Source organism: Amycolatopsis ultiminotia (assembly GCF_039536925.1).
Classification (GTDB): domain Bacteria; phylum Actinomycetota; class Actinomycetes; order Mycobacteriales; family Pseudonocardiaceae; genus Amycolatopsis; species Amycolatopsis ultiminotia.
In genome coordinates, this window is sequence record NZ_BAAAZN010000018.1 from 59888 (window position 1) to 81543 (window position 21656).

General features: G+C 70.3%; 22 protein-coding genes. 11 read left to right on the forward strand and 11 right to left on the reverse strand.

Features of this window, described 5'->3' with window-relative positions; genetic code table 11:
• Nucleotides 1–158: 158 nt before the first annotated feature.
• The gene (locus ABD793_RS32520) at nt 159–635 is read left to right on the forward strand and encodes a MaoC family dehydratase (RefSeq protein ID WP_344867025.1); all 477 of its coding nucleotides are present in this window, start codon (nt 159–161) and stop codon (nt 633–635) included.
• A gap of 476 nt (nt 636–1111) precedes the next feature.
• Here ABD793_RS32520 and ABD793_RS32525 read toward each other — a convergent pair whose 3' ends face one another.
• On the reverse strand, nt 1112–2482 hold the full coding sequence (locus ABD793_RS32525) for a WS/DGAT/MGAT family O-acyltransferase (protein ID WP_344867027.1): 1371 nt from the start codon (nt 2480–2482) through the stop codon (nt 1112–1114).
• Nucleotides 2483–2881: 399 nt separating this feature from the next.
• Here ABD793_RS32525 and ABD793_RS32530 point away from each other — a divergent pair, with 399 nt between their 5' ends.
• A complete protein-coding gene (locus ABD793_RS32530) occupies nt 2882–4498 on the forward strand; it encodes a thiamine pyrophosphate-binding protein (RefSeq protein WP_425548806.1) in 1617 nt (538 codons plus the stop codon).
• A 3-nt stretch (nt 4499–4501) separates the two neighbouring features.
• Here the strand turns inward: ABD793_RS32530 and ABD793_RS32535 are convergent, their stop codons facing one another.
• Complete coding sequence (locus tag ABD793_RS32535) at nt 4502–4687, reverse strand: helix-turn-helix domain-containing protein (RefSeq protein WP_344867031.1); 186 nt, start codon at nt 4685–4687, stop codon at nt 4502–4504.
• Nucleotides 4684–4914, reverse strand: a complete 231-nt coding sequence (locus ABD793_RS32540; protein WP_344867033.1) for a hypothetical protein — start codon at nt 4912–4914, stop codon at nt 4684–4686. The genes ABD793_RS32535 and ABD793_RS32540 overlap by 4 nt, the downstream gene beginning before the upstream one ends.
• Before the next feature lie 110 nt (nt 4915–5024).
• Between ABD793_RS32540 and ABD793_RS32545 the strand changes: the two genes are divergently transcribed.
• Genes ABD793_RS32545 through ABD793_RS32555 form a run of 3 tightly spaced genes read left to right on the forward strand, consistent with a single transcriptional unit; the run spans nt 5025 to nt 6622 of the window.
• Nucleotides 5025–5555: an alpha/beta fold hydrolase gene (locus ABD793_RS32545; RefSeq protein ID WP_344867035.1), complete on the forward strand. Its 531-nt coding sequence runs from the start codon at nt 5025–5027 to the stop codon at nt 5553–5555.
• Nucleotides 5555–5770, forward strand: coding sequence for an alpha/beta fold hydrolase (locus ABD793_RS32550; RefSeq protein WP_344867037.1), 216 nt, complete (start codon nt 5555–5557; stop codon nt 5768–5770). The genes ABD793_RS32545 and ABD793_RS32550 overlap by 1 nt, the downstream gene beginning before the upstream one ends.
• Nucleotides 5771–5821: 51 nt before the next feature.
• On the forward strand, nt 5822–6622 hold the full coding sequence (locus ABD793_RS32555) for a methyltransferase domain-containing protein (protein ID WP_344867039.1): 801 nt from the start codon (nt 5822–5824) through the stop codon (nt 6620–6622).
• Between the two features lie 102 nt (nt 6623–6724).
• Here ABD793_RS32555 and ABD793_RS32560 read toward each other — a convergent pair whose 3' ends face one another.
• The gene (locus ABD793_RS32560; RefSeq protein ID WP_425548803.1) at nt 6725–8008 is read right to left on the reverse strand and encodes an alpha-galactosidase; all 1284 of its coding nucleotides are present in this window, start codon (nt 8006–8008) and stop codon (nt 6725–6727) included.
• 637 nt (nt 8009–8645) lie between these two features.
• On the opposite strand from ABD793_RS32560, the gene ABD793_RS32565 reads away from it, so the two are divergent.
• Both ABD793_RS32565 and ABD793_RS32570 read left to right on the forward strand, forming a co-directional pair.
• Nucleotides 8646–9836: a CaiB/BaiF CoA transferase family protein gene (locus tag ABD793_RS32565; protein ID WP_344867041.1), complete on the forward strand. Its 1191-nt coding sequence runs from the start codon at nt 8646–8648 to the stop codon at nt 9834–9836.
• A 19-nt stretch (nt 9837–9855) separates the two neighbouring features.
• Entirely contained in the window at nt 9856–11133 is a 1278-nt protein-coding gene (locus ABD793_RS32570; protein ID WP_344867043.1) for an aminotransferase family protein, read from the forward strand.
• Nucleotides 11134–11137: 4 nt separating this feature from the next.
• Here ABD793_RS32570 and ABD793_RS32575 read toward each other — a convergent pair whose 3' ends face one another.
• From ABD793_RS32575 to ABD793_RS32600, 6 genes are all read right to left on the reverse strand, one after another.
• The gene (locus ABD793_RS32575) at nt 11138–12142 is read right to left on the reverse strand and encodes a hypothetical protein (protein ID WP_344867045.1); all 1005 of its coding nucleotides are present in this window, start codon (nt 12140–12142) and stop codon (nt 11138–11140) included.
• A 625-nt stretch (nt 12143–12767) separates the two neighbouring features.
• Nucleotides 12768–12965, reverse strand: coding sequence for a hypothetical protein (locus ABD793_RS32580; RefSeq protein WP_344867047.1), 198 nt, complete (start codon nt 12963–12965; stop codon nt 12768–12770).
• A 209-nt stretch (nt 12966–13174) separates the two neighbouring features.
• Nucleotides 13175–13687, reverse strand: coding sequence for a GNAT family N-acetyltransferase (locus ABD793_RS32585; protein ID WP_344867049.1), 513 nt, complete (start codon nt 13685–13687; stop codon nt 13175–13177).
• A 16-nt stretch (nt 13688–13703) separates the two neighbouring features.
• Nucleotides 13704–14474, reverse strand: coding sequence for an IclR family transcriptional regulator (locus ABD793_RS32590; RefSeq protein WP_344867051.1), 771 nt, complete (start codon nt 14472–14474; stop codon nt 13704–13706).
• Nucleotides 14475–14538: 64 nt separating this feature from the next.
• On the reverse strand, nt 14539–16095 hold the full coding sequence (locus ABD793_RS32595; RefSeq protein WP_344867053.1) for a PH domain-containing protein: 1557 nt from the start codon (nt 16093–16095) through the stop codon (nt 14539–14541).
• Entirely contained in the window at nt 16092–16604 is a 513-nt protein-coding gene (locus tag ABD793_RS32600) for a PH domain-containing protein (protein ID WP_344867055.1), read from the reverse strand. The genes ABD793_RS32595 and ABD793_RS32600 overlap by 4 nt, the downstream gene beginning before the upstream one ends.
• A 179-nt stretch (nt 16605–16783) precedes the next feature.
• Here ABD793_RS32600 and ABD793_RS32605 point away from each other — a divergent pair, with 179 nt between their 5' ends.
• On the forward strand, nt 16784–17698 hold the full coding sequence (locus tag ABD793_RS32605) for a proteasome assembly chaperone family protein (RefSeq protein ID WP_344867057.1): 915 nt from the start codon (nt 16784–16786) through the stop codon (nt 17696–17698).
• A gap of 298 nt (nt 17699–17996) precedes the next feature.
• Entirely contained in the window at nt 17997–18827 is an 831-nt protein-coding gene (locus ABD793_RS32610) for a class I SAM-dependent methyltransferase (RefSeq protein WP_344867221.1), read from the forward strand.
• A 5-nt stretch (nt 18828–18832) separates the two neighbouring features.
• On the opposite strand, the gene ABD793_RS32615 is transcribed toward ABD793_RS32610, so the two are convergent.
• Nucleotides 18833–19813, reverse strand: a complete 981-nt coding sequence (locus ABD793_RS32615) for an MCE family protein (protein WP_425548804.1) — start codon at nt 19811–19813, stop codon at nt 18833–18835.
• A gap of 268 nt (nt 19814–20081) precedes the next feature.
• Here ABD793_RS32615 and ABD793_RS32620 point away from each other — a divergent pair, with 268 nt between their 5' ends.
• Together ABD793_RS32620 and ABD793_RS32625 are read left to right on the forward strand one after the other, a co-directional pair.
• Nucleotides 20082–20279, forward strand: coding sequence for a hypothetical protein (locus ABD793_RS32620; protein WP_344867060.1), 198 nt, complete (start codon nt 20082–20084; stop codon nt 20277–20279).
• 910 nt (nt 20280–21189) lie between these two features.
• Complete coding sequence (locus tag ABD793_RS32625) at nt 21190–21654, forward strand: hypothetical protein (protein WP_344867062.1); 465 nt, start codon at nt 21190–21192, stop codon at nt 21652–21654.
• Nucleotides 21655–21656 lie beyond the last annotated feature (2 nt).

The window sequence follows — 21656 nt, forward strand, 5'->3', positions numbered from 1 at the left end:
CGGCTGGAGCGGGTCGGGTGGGCCGGTCGCATTGGGTGGCGCGTGCCGGGTGGGCCGGTCGCATCGGGTGGGTTGGGGTGAGTGGGCCGGTTGTGCTGGGTGGGTTGTGGGTGAGGTGTTGGGGTGGGTGGGGGTGTTGGTGTGGCACGCTGGCGGGTATGACCGAGTTCAGCGCGCCGATTGATGATCGCTGGTTTGAGGACTATCCGTTCGGGGCGGTGTATGAGTTCGGGGACGTCGCGGTTACCCGGGAGGAGATTGTCGAGTTCGCCCGGCAGTTCGATCCGCAGAGTTTCCACGTCGATCCGGTTGCGGCGGAGGCTGGGCCGTTCGGCGGGCTCATTGCGAGTGGCTGGCACACCTGCGGCCTGATGATGCGGATGTTCGCCGAGCACTACCTCTCGTCGGTGGCGAGTCTCGGCAGTCCCGGCATCGACGAGCTGCGCTGGCCGCGGCCGGTGCGGCCGGGGGATCGGCTGTGGCTGCGGGCCACCGTGACCGAGGCGCGGCTTTCCCGGTCGAAACCCGATCGTGGGCTCGTGCGCACCCTGGTGGAGGTGTTCAACGGTGACAGCGAGCTCGTGTTGAGTGGCAATGCGGTCAACTTCCTCGCGGTGCGGCCGGTCGGGCGGTAACCGGAAGCTCCACAAAGGACGTTGCTGAAGCACTCCACGGCAACGGAAATACCGGCCGGTGCGGACCGGAGCCGCCCGCCGGAAGGTGAAAACCGCCAGCCGGAGCCACTGGCCAGAAGCCGCCAGTCGGAACCCACCAGCAGGATGGGGCCGGCCGGAAGCAGCCAATCGGAAGCCGGAAGCCACCAGCCGGAGACGCCAGCCGGAAGCACCAGCCGCAGCCGTTAGCTGGAGCCGCCAGCCGGACGGGGTCAGTCGGAAGTCGCAGCCGCCATCCGGATGGGGTCGGCAGGAAGCAGCCAATCGGAAGCCGGAGCCGCCAGCCGCAGTCGTTAGCCGGAAGCCGCCGGTCGAAAGCCGGAAGCCGGAGCCGTCAGCCCGATGGGGTCAGCCGGAAGCCGTCGGTCAAAAGCCGCCAGCCGCAGTCGTTAGCCGGAAGCCGCAGCCGCCGGCTGTAGCCGTTGGCTGGGTAGGGGTCAGCGCACTCCGCTCACGCCCTCCAGTTCGGCCAGTGCGGTGTCCAGGTGGGTCAGGATCCGCTGCAGGTGCGGGACGCTGCGGCGGCATCCGGTGATGCCGAAGTCTAGGTTGTCCGCGTTGCTGGTCAGGGTGATGTTGAGCGCCTGGCCGTCGAGCAGGACCGATGCCGGGTAGATGCCGTCGAGCGCTGCGCCGTTCCAGTACATCTGCGAGCGCGGGCCCGGGACGTTGGAGATCACCAGGTTGAACGGCGGCCGCGTATTGGACACGACGCCGGGGATCGGGGAAACGCCGAGCTGGGCCACGTTGAGCCCGGACAGCAACAGCGTCTGCAACGGCGACAGCTGCGAGAACAGCTTCTTCCCATTGGACATCGACGTGGAGATCTCGGCCAGCCGGTCGGCAGGATCGGCCAGGTCGGTGGCGAGGTTGCACAGCAGCGCGCCGATGTTGTTGCCGCTCGCTTCGCCGGTGTCGCGCTGCCGTAGCGACACCGGCACCATGGCGACGAGCGGCGCGTCCGGCAACGCGCTCTGCTCGATGAGGTAGTCCCGCAGCGCGCCGGCGCACATCGCGAGCACGACGTCGTTGCGCGTTGCACCAGACGCGGCGGCGATCGCGCGCACCCGCTGCAGCGGCCACGACTGTGCGGCGAACCGGCGCGCGCCGCCGATCGGCACGTTCAGCATCGTTCGCGGGGCCTGCATCGGCAGCGTCAGCCGGTGCTCGCGGAACGCCTCGCGCGCCACCTTTGCCGCAGCGGGTGCGATTCCCGCGACCTGCCCGAACGTTTTGCCCGCCGTGTCCAGAAGCGAACCGGCCGCCCGGCCGTTGCGGCTGCCCCCGCCCTCGCTCCGGGTGCCCCACGGGGGCGGGCAGTCCAGGTCGGCCGGATCGTCCGACAGCGTGCCCTGCAGGTGCCGCAGTGCGGAGACGCCGTCCATCAGCGAGTGGTGGATCTTCGAATACAGCGCGAACCGGCCGTCGCGCAGCCCTTCGATGAGGTGGGTTTCCCACAACGGACGGTGCCGGTCGAGCAGGGTGCTGTGCCAGCGCGAGGTCAGTTCCAGCAGCTCCCGGATGCGGCCCGGCTGCGGCAGCGCGGAATGCCGGAAGTGGTAGTCCAGTTCCAGCTCGGTGTCGTCGGACCAGCGCAGGTGACCCATGGTGTTCACCGGCCTGCTGGGCCGCCGCCGGAACACACTGCGCATGTTGTCCGAATCCAGCAGCGAACGCCGCAGGTCGTGCAGGTAGTTCTCGCCTGCGCCGTCGGGTTTGCGGAACAGCTGCAACCCGCCGACGTGCATCGGGTGCTCGCGGGTCTCGACCATCAGGAACATCGAGTCGGTCACGGGCATCAACGGCATTCCGGCCACCCTTCCGCGAGCTGGGGGCGTCGCTGCCCCGGTCCGAGTCTACGCACGGGAAACCTCGGCGTTCCCGTTCCACTCTGGCGAGTATGGCCCGTGGCGAAGAACCTGAAACCGGAGCGGGCGAATACGCCGGGGCGATCTCCGAGGATCAGCCGCGTGACCTGCTGCCGCCGCCGGTCCGGATTGCAGGCAAGGCGCGTCCGGCTCGGCACCGGCCGGACCGCGACAAGGTGTTCCGCCACTGTTCGAAGGCGGTTCTCCGGTCGGGGCTGCCGGACGGCGGCACCTGCGCGGCTGCCGATGACAGGCAGTGTCCGGTGACGTGTCTGCAGGCGCTTACCCGCGGCGGATACCATCGCGGACGTGGCAGGACGGACTGGAGCTCAGCAGCTTGTGGACGCGCTCACGGCTCTCGGGACCGAGGTGGTGTTCGGCCTGCCTGGCGTGCACAACCTGCCGCTGTGGGAGGCGTTGGCGGAGACCGGGATCCGCGTCGTCGGTGTCCGGCACGAACAGACCGCCGGGTATGCCGCGGACGGTTATGCCCGCAGGACCGGGAAACTCGGCGTCGCGCTGGTGACCACCGGTCCCGGCGCGGCGAACACGCTCGGCGCGGTGGGCGAGGCGATGGCGTCCGCGGCGCCGGTGCTCGTGGTGGCCACGGACATCCCGTCCACGTTGCGCCGTCCCGGTGTGGTCCGCGGGGTGCTGCACGAGACGTCGGACCAGCAGGCGATGTTCGCCCCGGTGACCAAGGCCGGGTTCACCGTGCACCGCGCGGATCAGATCGGCACCACCGTGCACCGCGCCGCCCGGCTGGCGCTGCAGCCGCAGACCGGTCCGGTCTACCTTGGCATTCCGACCGATTACCTGCGTGAGGTCACGCCGCCGCGGGAACCGCCCGCGCCGCCCGCCGAGCGCGTGCTGGACCTGCCGGATCTCGCCAGGGCCGCGGACCTGCTCTCCACCGCCCGCCGCCCGCTGATCTGGGCCGGGGGCGGCGCACTGCGTGCCGAGGCGGGCGAGGCGATCGGCGACCTCGCCGAGCGGCTCGCCGCGCCGGTGCTCACCACGTTCGGTGCGCGCGGCCTGCTGCCGATCGAACACCCTTGCCTGGCACCGAATCCGGTGCACGCGCCGGAGGTCGGGCAGCTGTGGGACGAGGCCGACGTGGTGCTCGCCATCGGCACCGACTTCGACGGCCTGATGACGCAGAACTGGCTGATGCCCGCACCGCCGAAGCTGATCGCGGTGAACGTGGACGCCGGGGACGCGGCCAAGAACTACCGCCCGGACATCACGCTCGTCGGCGACGCCCGCCGGGTCGTCGAATCACTGCACCCGCAGTCCCGGCCGGGGCTGGACGAGCTCACCGCGCGGCTGGCGGGCATCGGCCGCCGGGTGCGCAGGCGCATCCGCGACGAGGAACCGCAGGCCGCCGACTTCCTGTCCACTTTGGAGGAAGTGCTGCCGGAGGATGCCACGCTGGTCACGGACATGTGCGTGGCAGGCTACTGGGTCGGCGGATTCCACCGGGTCCGCGGTCCGCGCCGGCTGGCCTACCCGATGGGCTGGGGCACCCTCGGCTATGGTTTCCCGGCCTCGCTCGGCGCCGGTGCGGCGGCCGAGGCGGTCCGCGGCGGCCGGGTGCTGTGCGTTACCGGAGACGGCGGATTCCTTTACGCGGTAGGCGATCTGGCGACGCTGGCCGAGGAACAGCTGCCGGTGACGGTGGTCGTGGTGGACGACGGTGGCTACGGAATGCTGCGCTACGACCAGGACCAGGAAGGCCTGCCGCACCGCGGGGTCGACTGGGACAGCCCGGATTTCGTCGGACTGGCCCGCTCGTTCGGTGTGCACGCGGACCGGGTGTCCGGCTTCGGCCGCGCGTTCCGCAGGCTGCTGAGCGAGTTCGTCGAGTCCGACGAACCGAACGTGCTGGTGGTGCGCGCGAAGCTGAAGCCGCCGCTGAACACCTCACCCCGGTGGTACCGCAAGCAAAGTGCCTGACGATCACGACGGCGCGGGCCGTGTCGCGGTCGGGGTTGTGCCGGTCAGCCGGCGGTAGAACTTCACGAAGTTGGTCGCCTCGGTGAAGCCGAGTTCGCGGGCGATCGTGGCGACGCTGCTGTCGGTGGTGACCAGCCGCCTGCGGGCTTCGAGTGCGATTCGTTCGTCGAGGAAACGTTTTGCGCTCATGCCAAGGGCTTCGCGCACTGCCCGGTCGATGATTCTCGCCGGAGTGCGTCTGCGAAATCGTCCTTAGAGGACGGAACGGCGAGCAACAATGCCAATTGCCGCAACGCGGTCTTGAGAAGCGCGTCGTGCGGGTCGACCGGCCAGTGACGCGCCCGCGCGACGTCGTCGGCGAACGCGGCCACCCGGGTGCCGTGCGCCAGCGCCGCGGCCGTGAACATCACCAGCACGCCGCGTAAGCGGGATGCGTCGACGACGTGGAAGTCCTGCGCGGACCGGCCTGCGGCTCACCGGCACTTTCACCACGGTGGAATGGGGTAATCAACCAGACAGGAGCAGGATGACCACGAATTCCCTCCGCAGCAGGTACGTCGTCGACTCCGGTGGCCGCGGCCCCGCGATCCTCTGTCTGCACGGCAACCTCATGGACGCGACCATGTGGGACGGAATCGTCGAGACACTGAGCGGCTACCGGTGCATCCGGTTCGATTTCCGGTTGCACGGGGCCACCGAAGACGACGGCCTGCCCTTCACTTACTGGGACGCGGCGCGAGATGCACTCGACGTCCTTGACACCCTCGACGTACCCGCGGCGCATTTCGTCGGCCATTCCCAGGGCGGGTTCACCGCGTTGCGGGCAGCGCTACTGGCTCCGGGGCGCATCACGAGCCTGGCCCTCATCGACACCGCCGCCGACGCGTTCCCTGGACCGGCTTTGGCGCAGATGGCGCAGATCCGGGACGGCTTCGCGGCCGGTGCGGTCGAGGAGACCGCTGCTGCGGTACTCGAACGGCGCCGGCGCCGGCCAAACCGGACACTGGCTGGCCCGTATCCGAGCGCAACCGGCTCGCCCGTGCCGTGGGTGTGCTGATGGGCGCAGACAGCGTCGCCGATCGCCTCGCCGAGATCACTGCCCCGGCTCTGGTCGTGCACGGCACCGCCGATCTGCCGATCCCGCCGGAGGCCGGCACCGCCCTCGCCGCCGGGTTGCCCGCCGCCGAGCCCGTCCGGTTGCTCGACCGGTCTCGCGCACACTCCGCCGGTCACGACCGGCGTGCTCTTACGTTCGTTTCTCGACTCCCGTAGTATTCCACTATACGAACCAACTGTCTCAGAAAGTGAGAAGGGGTGAGTGCGGTGCCGCCCAGGGACGTGTACACCCACGGGCACGGCGAGGTCGTCGTGCGCAGTCACGGGGCCCGCACCGCGGCGAGTTCGGCGGCCTACCTCCTGCCGGTGCTGCGGCCGGGACTGGACCTGCTCGACGTGGGGTGCGGGCCGGGCAGCATCACCGTCGACCTCGCCGAGGCGGTTGCGCCGGGGCGGGTGCGGGGCATCGAGATCACTGACGCGGCACTGCCCGCGGCCAGGAAAAACGCCGACGAGCGCGGGGTGGCGGTGGAATTCGCCGTCGACGACGCCTACCGGCTCTCCGATCCCGACGACAGTTACGACGTCACCCATGCCCACCAGGTGCTCCAGCACCTCTCCGATCCGGTGGCCGCGCTGCGCGAGATGCGGCGGGTGACGCGGCCGGGCGGGGTGGTGGCGGTCCGCGACGCCGACTACGCAGCGTTCACCTGGTGGCCGGGGGACGAGCGGCTCGACCGGTGGCTCGGGCTCTACCGTGCCGTGGCGCACGGCAACGACGCCGAACCCGATGCCGGCAGGCGGTTGCTGGCCTGGGCGCACGAGGCCGGGTTCACCGAGGTCACGCCGTCGGCTTCGGTCTGGTGCTACGCCACCCCCGAGGAACGTGCGGCCTGGGGCGGGATGTGGGCCGAGCGGATCCACTCCGCGGTCGGGAAGATGGCACTCGAACGGGGGCTGGCCACCGAAGCCGACCTCGCGGAGATTTCCCGGGCGTGGCGGGACTGGGCCGCCGATCCGGACGGCTGGCTCGTGATCCCGCACGGCGAACTGCTTGCCCGCGCCTGAGCGACCGGACGCGAGATCAGCAGGCGGCCGAGTCGGTGTTGTTGCCGTCGGCGACCATCGCGGACAACGTAGGCGAATCGCCGGGATGCACCGGTTTCGGGGTCACCTCGCGTTGCCGTGCCCCGCCGGGTACGACGAAGAGGCCGGCGCGGCTGCGACGGGCGCCGTTGCCGGCCACACCCGGAAAACCGCGGCGCCGTGGCTCGGCACGTTCGCCTCCAGCGTGCCGGTGGTCTCGGTCTCGGCGCCGGACCACAGGTCCCGCACGCGGTAGCCCGACGAGGAGAGGCCCAGTTCGGCAGCAGTGGCGGTTATCGTGGCGGCGGAATTCCCGCGGTTGAACAGCACCGCCGCGGCCGATCCGTCGGACATCGGCTTGGTCCAGACCTCGGTGTCCCCGTCGTCGCGAACCCGGTGTCCCTGCACGCCCGCCCAGTCCTGGTCGAGTGCGACGATGTCCTTGTTCTCCAGGATCGCCGTGGTTTCCGGGGGCATCGACCGCAGATCGTTGCCTGCCAGCAGCGGCGCGTTCAGCAGTGCCCACAACGAGAAGTGCGCGCGGTATTCGGTGTCGCTCATGCCGCCGTTGCCGACCTCGAGCATGTCCGGGTCGTTCCAGCCATCGGGGCCCGCGTACTTCTCGAGCCCGACCTGCCGGTCGAGGATCTCGGTCATACTGGCCCAGTTGTCGCTGATGTCACCGGTGGTGCGCCACAGCTGCGCGCCCGCGTCCCGGCCCCACAGCCACGGCTGGTTCTCGCCCCATTCACACAGCGCATAGACCATCGGACGACCGGTCTTCTTGATCGCGTCACCCATCTTGCGGTAGCGCTCGACCGCCGGGCGATCCTGGTTGTTGCAGTTGTCGTACTTGAGGTAGTCCACGCCCCAGTCGGCGAAGGTCTGTGCGTCCACGTCCTCGTGGTCGAGTGCGCCCGGCATGGTGTTGGCGCAGGTCATCGTGCCGGCGCTGGTGTAGATGCCGAGTTTCAGGCCCTTGCCGTGCACGTAGTCGGCGAGTGCCTTGATGCCGTGCGGGAAACGTTCGTGGTTGGGCTCGAACCTGCCTTCGGCGTTGCGGTTCTGCTCGGCCCAGCAGTCGTCGATGTTCACGTACTGGTAGCCGGCGTCCTCGAGACCGCTGCTGACGAGCGCGTCGGCGGTTTCCCTGATCAGGTTTTCGTCGATGTCGCAGCCGAACTTGTTCCAGCTGTTCCATCCCATCGGCGGCGTCTGCGCAGTGGACTGCGCCACGGCGACCGGCGCTTCGGTGCTCCCTCCGGCATCCGGCCCGGCCGTTCCGACGGCCCCGGCGCTCCCGGTGAGCCCGGTGCCGACACCGGCGGCAAGGGCGACGACGGCGGTAAGTCCCCCGAGACGACGCATGCGTTCCTCCAAGAATGTGCGACTCTGCACAGAACCGATCAACAATCAACATCACGGAGCGCACGAGCGTCAAGCGGCTGTTGGTAGGTATTAGCCCGCCGGGCAGGTAGAAAGGGGGAGCCGGGAAACCACGTCCCGGCCACCGGAAAACGACGCCCCCGACCAACCCGATCCCTGCCCAACCCGATCCCGCCAACCAGGTCCCGCCAACCCGATCCCGCCAACCTGGTCCGGCCAACCTGGTCCGGCCAACCTGGTCCGGCCAACCTGGTCCGGCCAACCTGGTCCGGCCAACCTGGTCCGGCCAACCTGGTCCGGCCAACCTGGTCCGGCCAACCTGGTCCGGCCAACCCGATCCTGCCTCGCCCGACCCGGCCAATCCGCCTCGACCAGACCGACCTGCCCCCGACGGCCCGCCTCGACCAGCCCGACTCCAGCCCGCCCGACCCCGACGGCCCGCGCCGACCGATCCGATCCCTGCCAACCCGACTCCGGCCTGCCCGGCTCCAGCCCGCCCGACCCCGACGGCCCGCCCCGACCGATCCGATCCCTGCCAACCCGACTCCGGCCTGCCCGACCCGACCCCGACTGACGCGATCCCGGCCGGCCCGGCCGGAGTGCCGCCCCTAGGAGACCGATGTCCCAGCCCCGTCCGCTCGACGGCATCCAGGTCGTCGATCTGTCCCGCATTCTTGCCGGGCCGTACTGCACGCAGTACCTCGGCGAGATGGGGGCGGAGGTGGTCAAGGTCGAGCCGCCGGGGCACGGGGACGACACGCGGCTGTGGGGGCCGCCGTTCGTGGGGGACGGCGAGGAGGCGGTGTACTTCCTGGCCGCCAACCGGAACAAGCGCGGGATCGTGCTCGATCTCAAGACCGAACCCGGCCGGGAGGTGGTGCGCAGGCTCGTGGCCCGTGCGGACGTGCTGGTCGAGAACTACCGGCCGGGCACGCTGGAGCGCTGGGGACTTTCCTACGCCGAGCTGGCGGAGCTCAACCCGCGGCTGATCCACGTGTCGATCACCGGGTTCGGCCAGACCGGGCGGTACCGCGATCGGCCCGGCTACGACCTCGTGGCGCAGGCGCTCGGCGGCGTGATGGGGCTGACCGGTGAACCGGACGGCGCGCCGGCCAAGGTGGGTCTCCCGGTGGCCGATCTGAACGCGGGCACCTGGGCGATCATCGGCGTGCTGATGGCCCTGCAGGCCCGGCACACCACCGGTCGCGGCCAGTACCTCGACGTCTCGCTGCTCGACGCGCAGCTCGCCTGGCATGTGTACGCCGCGGGGGCGAGCTTCTACGACCAGCCGCGGCCGCGCCGGATGGGGTCGGCGCATCCGAGCATCGTGCCGTACCAGGCCTACCACACCGCCGATGGCTGGCTGATCGTCGCGGCGGGCAGCGAAAAGCTGTGGCGCGCGCTGTGCCGGGTGCTGGACCTGGACATCGCCGAGGACCCGAAGTTCGTCACCAACGCCGCCCGCGCGGCGAACCGCGACGAGCTGAACGCCCAGCTCGGCGAGGTTTTCCTGACCCGCACTGCCGCCGACTGGATGAAGGCGCTCGACGAGGCGAGCATCCCGGCCGCGCCGATCAACGATATTGACGACGTCTACGCCGACCCGTGGGCCGCCGAACGCGATCAGGTGGTCCGGCTGCCGCATCCGACCGTCGGCACCTACCTCGGCACCGGATTTCCGGTCAAGGCCTCGGAAACCCAGCCCCGGCCGACGTCCGCCCCACCCACGCTCGGCCAGCACACCGCCGAGGTGCTGGCCGAACTGGGCTACTCGGCCGAGGAGATCGCCGGGTTCCTGGCACGTTCCTGAACCGTTCGAAGGAGGAGATATGGCCGATCGGCAACCGAATCCGTTGTGGCACCCGTTCGCGGACATGGGCGCGGTGGACGGCGACCGGTTCGTGGTGACCCGTGGCGAGGGATCGTACGTGTGGGACGAGACCGGGAACCGCTACTTCGACGCCACCGCTTCGCTCTGGTACGCGAACCTCGGGCACGGCCGCCCGGAGATCACCAGGGCGGTGACCGCGCAGCTGGAGAAGCTCGACGCGTACCACCTGTTCGCCCGCACGGCGAACGAACCCGCGCTGCGGCTGGCTTCGCGACTGTCCGAACTGGCCCCGATCCCCGGCTCGAAGGTGTTCCTCGGTTCCGGTGGCGGCGACGTGGTGGACACCGCGGTGAAGATCGCGCGTGCCTACTTCGTCCACACTGGACGTCCGAACAAGACACACGTGATCGGCAGGACCCAGGGTTACCACGGCACGCACGGATTCGGCACCGCAGTGGGCGGGATCGCCGTCAATGCCGAGGGATTCGGCCCGCTACCGGGCGAGTTCTCCCACGTGGCCTACGACAGCCCCGCGGCGCTGGACGCGGAGATCCGGCGCGTTGGCCCCGAGCGGGTCGCGGCGTTCTTCTGTGAACCGGTGATCGGGGCGGGTGGCGTGCTGCTTCCGCCGGACGGTTATGTGGAGGCGGTCGCGGAGATCTGCCGGCAGCACGAGGTGCTGTTCGTCGCGGACTGCGTGATCTGCGGCTTCGGCAGGCTCGGCACCTGGTTCGGCATCGACCGCTGGCCGGTGCGCCCGGACCTGGTGACCACCGCGAAGGGCATCACCGGCGGCACGATCCCGCTCGGCGCGCTACTGGTCGCGCCGCACGTCGCGGAACCGTTCTTCACCGGCCGCCCGGGTGCGCCGGTGCTCCGCCACGGCGCGACGTACGCCGGGCATCCGGTGGCCTGCGCGGCGGCGAACGCCACTTTGGACATCTACGAACGCGACGATTTGATCCCCCGCGGGCGCACCCTGGAGAAGCCACTGGCCGACGCGCTGTCCGGCGCCGACGGGCACGCCGCCGTCGCGGAAGTCCGTGCGGGCCTTGGTTTTCTGGCTGCAGTGGAACTTACGCCGGACGTGCTGCAGGCGCACCCCGGCGCCGCCGACCGGCTGTACCGGCTCCTGCTCGCGGAAGGGGTGATCGTGCGGCCGGTGGCCAAGGGTATCGTGCTGTCGCCCCCGCTGATCGCCGACGAGCCGGAGCTGGACCTGCTGGCGTCGGCGATTCCCCGTGCACTGGACGCATTGGTGTCCACAGTGGAGTGACCGGTCACCCCTGGCAGGGCAGGGTTCCGCTGCGCAGTGCGTGGTCGTCGTCGTTGGCGTCGTCGGACCACAGGACGGCGGCGTTTCCGTTCGCGCAGGCGGACTGGGGTGCGATCGCGAACCCTTCGTTGTTGTAGTCCGGCATTCCGGAGGGGCGGTCGTACTCCGCGCCTGCGGTGAAGGTGCCGTCGGCGTCGATGTCGAGGGTGGTGGTGTGGCCCTTGCAGGTGTCGTCGCAGGCGGCCCACAAGTGCCCGGTCCGCGGTTCGTACTCCAGGTCCATCACCGCGGGCAGGCCGCTCGGGATGGTGGCGACACGGGTGTAACCGCCGCCGGACTGATCGAGCGCGTAGGCGTAAACGGTGCCGTCGGCCTCGAGGCCGACGAAGTACAGACCGCTGCCGTGCCCGGGGTAACTGGCCGGATCGTAGGCCGCTTTCGTGTGCTCGTCGTGGAATCCGTGCGCGGTGAGGTCGGTGTCCGGAATCCAGGCGATGCCTTCGAGGCCCTCGTTGCTGTCCACCTTGGGGAGGTCGTCGGTCAGCTCCCATTCGGCGGTCGCGTCGAGTGCCTCGGCGGTGCCGGGCTCGGCGTAGCGGAGCACTCCCGGTTTGCTGACGTCGCCGTGGTCGTTGTCGCGCTCGGTTGCGGTGAAGATTCCTTCGGGGGTCTCGACAACGCCTTCGGCGTCCGGGTCGCCCTTTCCGCCGGGGTAGTGCAATGCGGTGCCCTCGGCGGGATCGGGACGCCAGTTCGACCCGTCGGGCACGAGGTGGTAGAGCGTGCCGGGACCGTTTTTCACCGCCCACACCGCAGTGGGGCTCGAGAACGCGAGGCCGCTGAGGTTCTCACCGAAGACGCCTGAGCTGTCGGCGTTCGCGACGTCGGAACCACCCGGCCACGCGTCGGCGTCCGGCGCCGCGTGCGCGGTGGCGGCAGAGAGCCCCAGCCCGGCGACGGCCAACGCGACGGTGACGCACTTCCGGCCGCGCCGGTGCACAGTCAACACAACGATCCCCTTTCGCCGCCGCGATCTTCGCGAGCGGCTTTGCCGGCAAGAGTTGACCACAGCGCCGGAGATGGGGGCAATACACCGGCCGCGGCGCTACTCCGTCCGGCCCTGGCGAAAGCGGCCACCCGGCCGGAAACAGAGAAGGTGTTCGCCCGGCGTTTGCCTGGCGGTCAGCAGTGGGCTCCGGAGTGCAGCCGCGTGCGTAGCCGACATCCCAGGCGCGCCAAGGGGTTCTCCGGTGGTGCTGCGTTCGGGGAACGTTCTCGGCGGTCCGGAGCAGAGCGGTCTGCCCGGATTCGAAATCCAGGCCGGGTTCGGGCACCTCGGTCCGTTCGGCGGGCGCGACGGCGGTCCGGTTCCCGTCGAATGCCGAGCCGCTCGCCAAGAGCTGGGGCAGTCCCGGTCCGGATCGATCGCCCGGACACGTCAGCAGGATCGTGCTGCCCGGTGCCGGCTCCTTCCCCGGACCAGCCCGATCGGCGGCGTGGCAACAGTGCTCCGGGTGCCACCCGGCGGCGGGTTCTCCGGGAAAGCCGTGCTTCCGGAGAACCCGGCGGTCTCCGGAAGCCGCCCGGTGGCGCGGTGCCCTCGCGGAAAGCCGTGGTCCCGGAGAATCCGGCGGTCACCGGGAAGCCACTCGCCACACCGGGACGTTGACGACCCCGCGCGGCGCCGCTCGCGCTTCGCTGTCCGCGGGTACCACGGTGAATCGCCACTTGTCCACGCCGCCGCCGATGATCTCGGCGTACCGGCGGGCTCCGTCGGCGTTGGCGAACCGGACCTGCTGTCCGCTCGCCAGGTGGGTGATCTTGACCGCCACACTGCCTCCTGGGAATCGGGGCCGGCCCGCGGAGCTTCCCCCTCCGGGACCGGCCCGACCAGTAGAACATGTGTTCGAACGACGTGCCACTCCGGGTCCGCCGAACCGCAGCCGGCGCTGTCCGCAACCGGTCACCGGGGGCCGCTCCCGCCGTCGTCTCCCCACGCCCGGCTCGGTGAACGACGTGGTCTTCGGCAAGCTGCGCGCACTCAGCCTCGACGTCTGCGAAGCCGCACGAATGCCGCTCGCGGCCATCGGTCCAGTCCGCGGGCGATTTCGGCCTCGCGGATCGCGCGTAGTCCGGGGCCCTGCGCCTCCACCGGCAGCCGCCGGAAGCCGAGGCGTTCGTAGTACGGCCCGTTCCACGGGACCTCGACGAACGTGGTGAGGGTGAGTCCTGGCCGCCCGCGCGCGGCCGCCCACTCGTCGACGGTCTCGATCAGCTGCCTGCCCAGACCGCGCCGGGCGTGGCTCGGCAGCACCGAGACCTGTTCCACGTGGCCGAATCCGTCCACTTCGGCAGCCACCGCATAGCCGACCGGGCGCCCGTGCTCCGCGTACACCCAGCAGCGGCCGTCGGTCTGGAAGACCGCCAGCTCCCCGGGGGAAGCCGGGGTGTCGTCGGCGATCGCGGCCATCCCCACGTCGCGGAACGGTGCGCCGGCCGCACGTTCGAGCGCGGTCAGCAACGGCAGGTCGGCGGACGTGGCGAGACGGATCACCTGCTTTTCCTACCGGCTACAGCGAATACTCCGAAACCGATTTCCGGATCCGTTCCGCGTACGAGCGCAGCGCGGTGATCGCCCGTTCCCGCGCCACGGCACCGATCCGGATCGCCGGTCCGACCAGGCTGAGCACACTCGGGCGCAGGCGGTCCGCGTCCACCGGTACCGAACAGGCCCAGACGCCTTCCTCGATCTCGCCCCAGCTCTGCGCATAACGGCTCGCCCGTGCCTGCTTCAGCTCGTCGCGCAGCTCGATGCCGCGCTCGCGGGAAATCCGGGCCACCTGCTGTTCCCGCTCGCCGTCGGGCAACAGCGCCAGCAGCATCTTCCCGGTTGCGCCCGAACCGAGCGGGATCGAATGGCCCGGCTGGAAGGTGAACCGCATCGCGCGATCGCATTCCACCCGGTCGGCGCATACGGCGAGCTCCCCGAAGTGCTGGAACAGCAGGATCGTCTCACCCAGTTCGTGTGCCGCCTCCTCCATTGCCGGCCGCGCGATCCGTGCCAGGTCGTTGGCCAGCCCGGCGGCGCGCGCGAGCGGCATCACCCGGCTCGTCACGTGGTAGCGCCCCGAACGGGACTCCTCGAGCAACTGAAGTTCCTTCAGCAGCTGCACGTACCGGTAGGTGGTGGCGACCGGGCTGCCGATCACCTCGGCCAGCTCCGCCACGCTCGCCTCCCACCGGCGTTCGGAAAACGACAGCAGCACCTGCAGCACTTTGCGCGAACTGCTCGCGCCGGGCGTGCGGCGAGGCCCCGGGACGGGAAGCGAAGCATCCGGCATCTGGAAACCTCTTCGAGCGAGCGAACGGTTCGATGCGGCGAACGAGTCAGTAAATTACCACAGGTCAACGGGTTTCCGGGACCAGAAACGGGGTGAGCAGGCCGGGTACCGCGGCGTCCGCGAGCGCGAGGCCGGTGTCCTCGCCGACGTCGAGCACGCGGTAGTGGCCACGGCCTGCCGCGATCGGCGCGATCACGGTCACCAGTCCCGCCCGCCGCTGGAACAGGGACCGTTCGAGGACGATCCCGGTCAGCCGGTCGCGCCGCACCGCGACCGTCGCACGGGCCAGCGAACCCGAGCGCGTGACGAGGTACCGGCCGGCCACGGTGTGCCCGAGCGTGCGGTAGCGGTCGAGTCCGACGAGCACCGCGAACGGCACCAGCACGAGCGCCGCCTGCCACGGCCACTCCGGGAGCACGGCGAGCCGTGCGAACAGGAACAGCGCCGCGGCGAGCAGCAGTACGCTCCCCGTCGCACGGGTCAGCCGACGGACTCCGGCCTGCCGCGGATGCCGGACGAGCGGTGCGTTCGCGACGTCTTCCCCGAGCACTTCGGCGGCCACCTCGCGCACCCGCACGGCCGGGGCCGGCGGCAGCAGCAGACCACCGCCACGGTCGGCGCCCTTGCCCTCGCGCAGGCCCGCGGCCACCGCAACGCATTTGGCACCACCGACCACCCGCAGCGGCAACGGTTCCTTCACCTCCACCCCACGCAGCCGCTCTTCCTCGATCGACACCGAACGTGTGGTCACCAGACCGCGCCGGATGTGCAGCGTGCCGCCGGGTTCGCGGCTGAGCCGGAAGTTCCAGAAAGACAGCACGTACCCGCCCACCGACAGCACCGACACCAGCACCAGCAGGCCGGCCGCGGCGACCAGCACGATGAGCCACACCGGCTGGGCCAGCGCGCGTTCGGTGAGCGCGCGGACCGGCCCGAAGCGGACCGGATCGAGGTGCAGTTCGTGCGCGAAGTGGTAGGTGGCGCCGAGGACCGCGGCGACCACGGCGAGGCCGGACAGCGTGAACGGCGCGTACCGGAGCCAGCGCTTGTCGACGGTGGCGATGACCGATTCGGCGACCGCCTCCGGCTCGGCCGGTGCCCCGGCGGCCGCGCCGGCCGGTGCCTCTGCCGCGTTCCGGTGCAGCAACAGGGTCCGCAGCCGGCCCGCCGCCGCCTGGGTGACGGCGTCGAGGACCAGTTCGTCCTTGCCCGGCCCCTTGCCCTGCGAATGCCGTCCGGTGCCGATTCGTACCGCGGCAAGGGAGAACAGCCGGTGTTTCGGTTCCGACACCACGTCCACGGTGCGGATCCGGTCGCGCGGGACTGCGCGTTGCTTGCGCAGCACCAGCCCGGTGCGCCATTCGACCTGCGTTGCGGTGATGCGGTAGCGCGAGGTGAGACAGTGCGAGATGCCGGTTGCCACGGTCACCGCGGTGGCGACCAGACCGATCCACTGCCAGTAGCTGTCGTGCCCGAGGAACAGCGCGCCGACCAGCACCGGCAGCGAACGGACCAGGTCGAGTACCGGGCGGATCAGCAGCATCCGCCGGTCGAGCCGGTGCCACGGGGCCTGGTCGCTGCCCTCCGCGGCGACCGGCACGGAGGGTGCGGGGACGCTCACGTCGCGTCCTCGCGGGCGGCCTGGGTGGTGTGGGTCAGCTCGTCGGCCAGTGCCACCGCCCGGTCGTGGTCGAGGCCGGAAATTCGCAACGGCCCCGCGGCGGACGCCGTGGTCACGGTGATCCGGGAGAGCCCGAACAGCTGCTCGAGCGGTCCCCGTTCGACGTCGACGGTCTGGATCCGCGAGATCGGCGCGATCCGCCATTCCTGCTTGAGCCAGCCGGACTGGGTGTAGACCGCCTCCGCGGTCACCTCCCAGCGGTGCACGCGGTAGCGCCACTGCGGCATCACGAGCAGGTGCAGCGGGCCGAGCACGCAGCAGAGCACGAGCGTGACCGACAGCCACGACGGCGGATCGTCGGCGGTCGTGACCACCACCGTCTGCAGCGCGATCAGCAGCAGCCAGAGCACCCCTGCCGACGCCGCCCAATGACCGATCGCCTTCCGGCTCACCCGGTGTTCGGGTGGGCGAAGACGCAGCCGCAACGTGGTGGTTTCTTTTCCGGTCACCTGCTCAGCGTGCCCGAAAAGCGGTGATCGTGGCCACGACAAGTGTCACGATCCCCTGATCCAGGGACCGGGCCGGATGCGGCGCGTTACTATTTGCGCCGCGGACGGGATGGAATCGCCGGCGCGGCGCGTTGTACGTCGGTACGTCCGTGCACGACAGCGATCAGCAGGAGGATCCGGTGGGATTCGATCCCGAGGAACTGTACGAGGTGGACTCGGACGTCCCCGACCTGGACGGAGCCGTGCTCCTGCACTTCTTCGAGGGTTTCATGGACGCCGGTTCGACCGGTCGGCTCGTCACCGAGCACCTGATCGGCGAGGTGGAGAACCGCGTGATCGCGCGGTTCGACGTTGATCGGCTGATCGACTACCGCTCGCGGCGGCCCTCGATGACCTTCGAGGTGGACCACTGGGCGGACTACGAATCGCCCGAGCTCGCCGTCCGCCTGCTGCACGACGCGGACGGCACGCCGTTCCTGCTGCTGTCCGGCCCGGAGCCGGACCGCGAGTGGGAACGCTTCGCCGCCGCCGTCCGGCAGCTGATCGAGCGCTGGGGCGTGCGGCTGGCCGTCGGCTTCCACGGGATTCCGATGGGCGCACCGCACACCCGTCCGCTCGGCGTCACCGCACACGCCACCCGCGAGGACCTGATCGGCGAGCACCAGCCGCTGCCCAACCGGATGCAGGTGCCCGGCAGTGCGGCTGCGCTGCTGGAATTGCGCCTCGGCGAATGGGGGCACGACGCGCTGGGTTACGCCGCGCACGTGCCGCACTACCTCGCCCAGTCGGCGTATCCGTCGGCGGCGCTGCGGGTGCTCGAGACGATCGGCAAGACCAGCGGGCTGCGCCTGCCGGACGAGCAGCTGCGGGAGGCGGCCAAGGCGGCCACCGTGGAGATCGACCGCCAGGTGGCCGAATCCGACGAGGTCGCCGACGTGGTGCACGCGCTGGAACGGCAGTACGACACGTTCGTCGCCGCGTCCGGGCACAGCCTGCTCGCCGAATCGCAGGAGCACATGCCCACCGCGGACGAACTGGGCACCCAGTTCGAGCGGTTCCTCGCCGAACAGGGCGGCGACGGCCAGGAACGCTGAGCGCTCAGCCCGCCGCTCGCCTGCGGTAGTAGGCCAGCGCCGCGGACCGCACCGTCTGCCAGGCCCACCAGAGCCTGCTCGTCATGATCGTCACGCCGGACATGGTGCGGTGGACACGTTGCCGGGAGGCGGCGAGCACGGGTGCGCCGGATGACGATCGGGCGCCGCCCGGATGCGGTACACAGTGGACGGTGCGGGCCTACTCCCGGGTAGACCGGGTGCTGCGGGGTGCGCCCCGGTGGTCGGTTATCGTCCCGTGATGAACCAGAACCGCCAAGATCGTTTTACGGCAAGGACTCTGGGCTCCGCGGTGCGCCGGCAGGCCGGCTTGGCACTGCGCAGGGCGGCCACCCGGTTGCACGATCCCTACCCCGCACGGCTGGGTGAACTGGAGCAGGAACTCCGCCGGACGCGCGAGGATCTGCAGGCGGAGATCGTCCGTCAGGGTGACCGGCTGCTCGACCGGGTGGTGGAATTCGAGATCCGCAGCCGCCGCGACATCGTGTACGCCGGGGACCAGGACGCGGCGCTGGAGAGCAACGTCTTCGCGCGGGAAAACCTCATCGGCGCGAAGCATTTCGGCAGTCCGAAGGACACGCTGCAGTACGCCCTGTCACTCGCGCCCAGCGGTGGGATGGCGCTGGAATTCGGGGTCGCGTCGGGGAACACACTGCGGACGATCGCCGCCGCGCGCGGCGGGAGCGGGGTGTACGGCTTCGACTCGTTCGACGGGCTGCCCGAGGCGTGGCTCAACGGTATGCCCGCGGGTGCCTTCGCCCGCGACGACCTGCCCGACGTCCCCGGTGCCGAGCTGGTGGTGGGCCTGTTCTCGGACAGCCTCCCCGGCTTCCTCGGCAACCACCCGGGGACGGTGGACTTCCTGCACGTGGACAGTGACCTCTACAGCTCCGCGAAGACCGTGCTGGACCAGGTCGGCCCGCGGTTGCGGGTGGGCAGCATCGTGCACTTCGACGAGTTCTTCAACTTCCCCGGCTGGCAGCGGCACGAGTACCGGGCATGGAACGAGCACGTCGAGAAGGCCGGGCTGGAGTACCGCTTCGAGGCCTACACCTACAACGACAACCAGGTCACCGTGCGGATCACCGGCGGGCCCGGACTGCGGGACTGAGACCGCTACCCGGGAAAGCAGCCCGGTTCGTCGACTGCTCCGAGCGCGGGCGGCATCAGCCCGCACAGGTAGCCGTCGATCCAGTGGCCGTTGCCCGCGAGGTTGGTGGCGAAGCGCACCAGCGGCGTGAGCGCCCGGATCCCCTGTGCGAGGGAGTCCTGGTTGCGCTGCAGCGTCGCGGTGAGCCGGTCGAGCTCGGTGAGCACCGGGGTCAGGCCGGCGTCGTTGTCGGAGATCAGGCCGGACAGTTCGGTGGCCAGCCGGCGGGAGCCGTCGAGCAGCGCGGAAACGGCCGATGCCCGGCGTTGCACCTCATCGAGCAGGCGGTTGCCGTCGGCGAGCAGACGGGCCAGCTCGGCGTCGCGGCCTGCGAGGGTGCCGGAGACGGTGCGCGTGGCGGCCAGCAGGTGGGTGAGCTGGGCGTCGCGGCTGGCGACGGTGTCGGCGAGCCGGGAAAGACCCTCGAGTGCGGTGCGCACGTCGGCCGGGGTTCGCGCGAACGTGCCCGCGATTGCCTGGAAGCTGCGTGACAGCCGGGTGGTGTCGATCTGGCCCACCGTCTCGGACAGCTGCCGGAAGGCCGGTAGTACGTCGTAGGGGACCGTCGTGCGGGCGCGCGGGATCGGCACGCCAGGGTCGAGCCGGCCGTTGCCCGTCGGGTCGAGTGCGAGGTACTTCTGGCCGAGCACGGTCTTCAGCCGGATCGAGGCGGTGGTGGCGTCGCCGAGCCAGGCACCCGACACCCGGAACGAAACACGCACCGACGAGCCGTCGAGCGCGATCGCGGACACCCGGCCGACCTTGACCCCGGCGATGCGCACCTCGTTGCCCACATCGAGCCCGGCCGCTTCGCTGAACTCGGCGGCGTACCCGGTGCCGTCGCCGATCACCGGCAGGTCCCGCGCGTGCAGCGCCACGACGATCCCCAGCGAGAGGACAGTCAGCCCGACGAGGGCAGTGCGCACAGAGTGCCCGGCTGTATCCACAGCGTGCATGGTGAACCACCCAGGTGAGTGATGCCAGTCACGCCACTCGAATGGACGGAACGGTTCATCCGCATCCCGGAAGTCCACAAAGGACGGCGTTTTGACCGGGGAACGCGCGGGTAGGCCGGGAACGACGGGACATCCGGTCGGCGCTTCGAGGGTGCGGCGTGATCGGGGTCATCGGAACATCCGGTGCCGGACCGCCGTTGTAGGAGTAGCACGGCGCGCGGGAAGACCTCGCGTCGCCGCCGAGCGGGGAGGAGCCACCATGCGTGACCTGACCACCGGACTGCATCCGGCGCCGGACCTCGTCACCGACGAAGTCGACACCGCGGGACAGGAAGCCCGCCGCCGCAAGGCCGCGCTGGCCGTGGCCTCGCGGGCCAAGAATGCCGAGGAGTGCGCACAGCTGCTCGACATGCTGGGCCTGCACACGAACGGCGGGAGCCGCACCGAGGTCGCCTGACATCCGGCCCCCGGGCACAGATCCGGCCACCGAGGAGCCGCAGTGCAGTTGCGGAGGAATGCGTCCCACGAGGGTGGGTGACGCACTCCTCTCAGTGCCGGTGGCCGCGGAAGTGCCGATCGGGATGTGCCGAGGGCGGCGACCAGGCTTGCCCGGTGAACGTCCTTGCCCGGGTGAACGTCGATGAGGCGTGCTGATCGAGGGCTGCCCGGTGAACCTGCCGGGTTGGGCTCGGCGCGCTTCCGGTGCGGAGCGCGCGGAAGGTCCGGCCGGGCTGACCTGACGCGGTGGCAACGTCCCAGGGACTTCACACGTCGATTGGCGGGCGCTGCCAGGGAAGCGCTGTCGGCACGGTGCACTACTCGCCAACCTCTTGTACGCCGGAGCGTGCCACAGCTTGAATCGACGACCTGCCATGCACGCGGGCTGCACCGCAGGTGTCCCGCTCCAGGGCGTCGGCAAAAGGCGCAGTTCTCAGTCGGTAGCCCGGGTACTCACGCTCCGCGTTGCCCATCGCACCGTCGGCGCGGAGCTTTTCTGCTGTCTACTCACCGGTACCTACACGTCGTTCGCCGGGACTTTGCGTGGTGGGCGTGAATCCCGTGGCTGGCAATGACATTCGCAGCGTCGTCGGCGGATTGCTGCGGAATCCGGTTCGGTGTCGGGGGTTGCGCCTCGACGGCCGCTGGGGGTCCGCAGATCGGAAAGACGGCTCGCTGCCGGAATTTCGGGGAATCGGGCGCAAGTACGGGCATACTGGGGTTGTCGATCTTCGCCCGGGTGGGTGGACCGGGTGGGACCGGCAGTAGCGTTATCGGGGAAATGGGGAGTTGCTTCACAGGATCTGTCACTCTGTCGGAGCATCGGGTAGGGACAGTGGCCGGCACGGTGCCGGTCGCGGGGAGGGGACGTGGTGCACGATTCGGGGAGTGTGGTCCGGGCCGATTACCTTTCGCGCCAGCGGTACGCGCTGGCGCAGGCGATGCGCCAGGGCCGGGGCAAGCGCAGTTACCAGCTGGCCGAGCACCTCGCGGCGGAAGGCGGGGTGCACCGCTCCGACGTGCTCGCCGCGACGACGTTGCTGCTGGCGTGCCGGGCCGTGCGGGAGGGCGATTCCGAAGCGACGAAACGGTTCACACGGCGGCTGCGCAGGCTGGACAAGGGCAGTGTGGAGCTCGTGCACCAGCTGATGTGGCTGGAGGCAGGCCGCGAGCAAGGGTGGCTGCCGCGCGCCCAGTACGACGCGCTGCTGGCCTACGCCCGGCGCGAGAACCGGTTCGATCTGGCGCGAAGGGCGGGTTCGATCCAGGCCCGCGAAGCGGCGCCCAGCGGATGGTGGGCGGATCTCGAACAGCGGCTCGGCCCCTGGAACTGAGC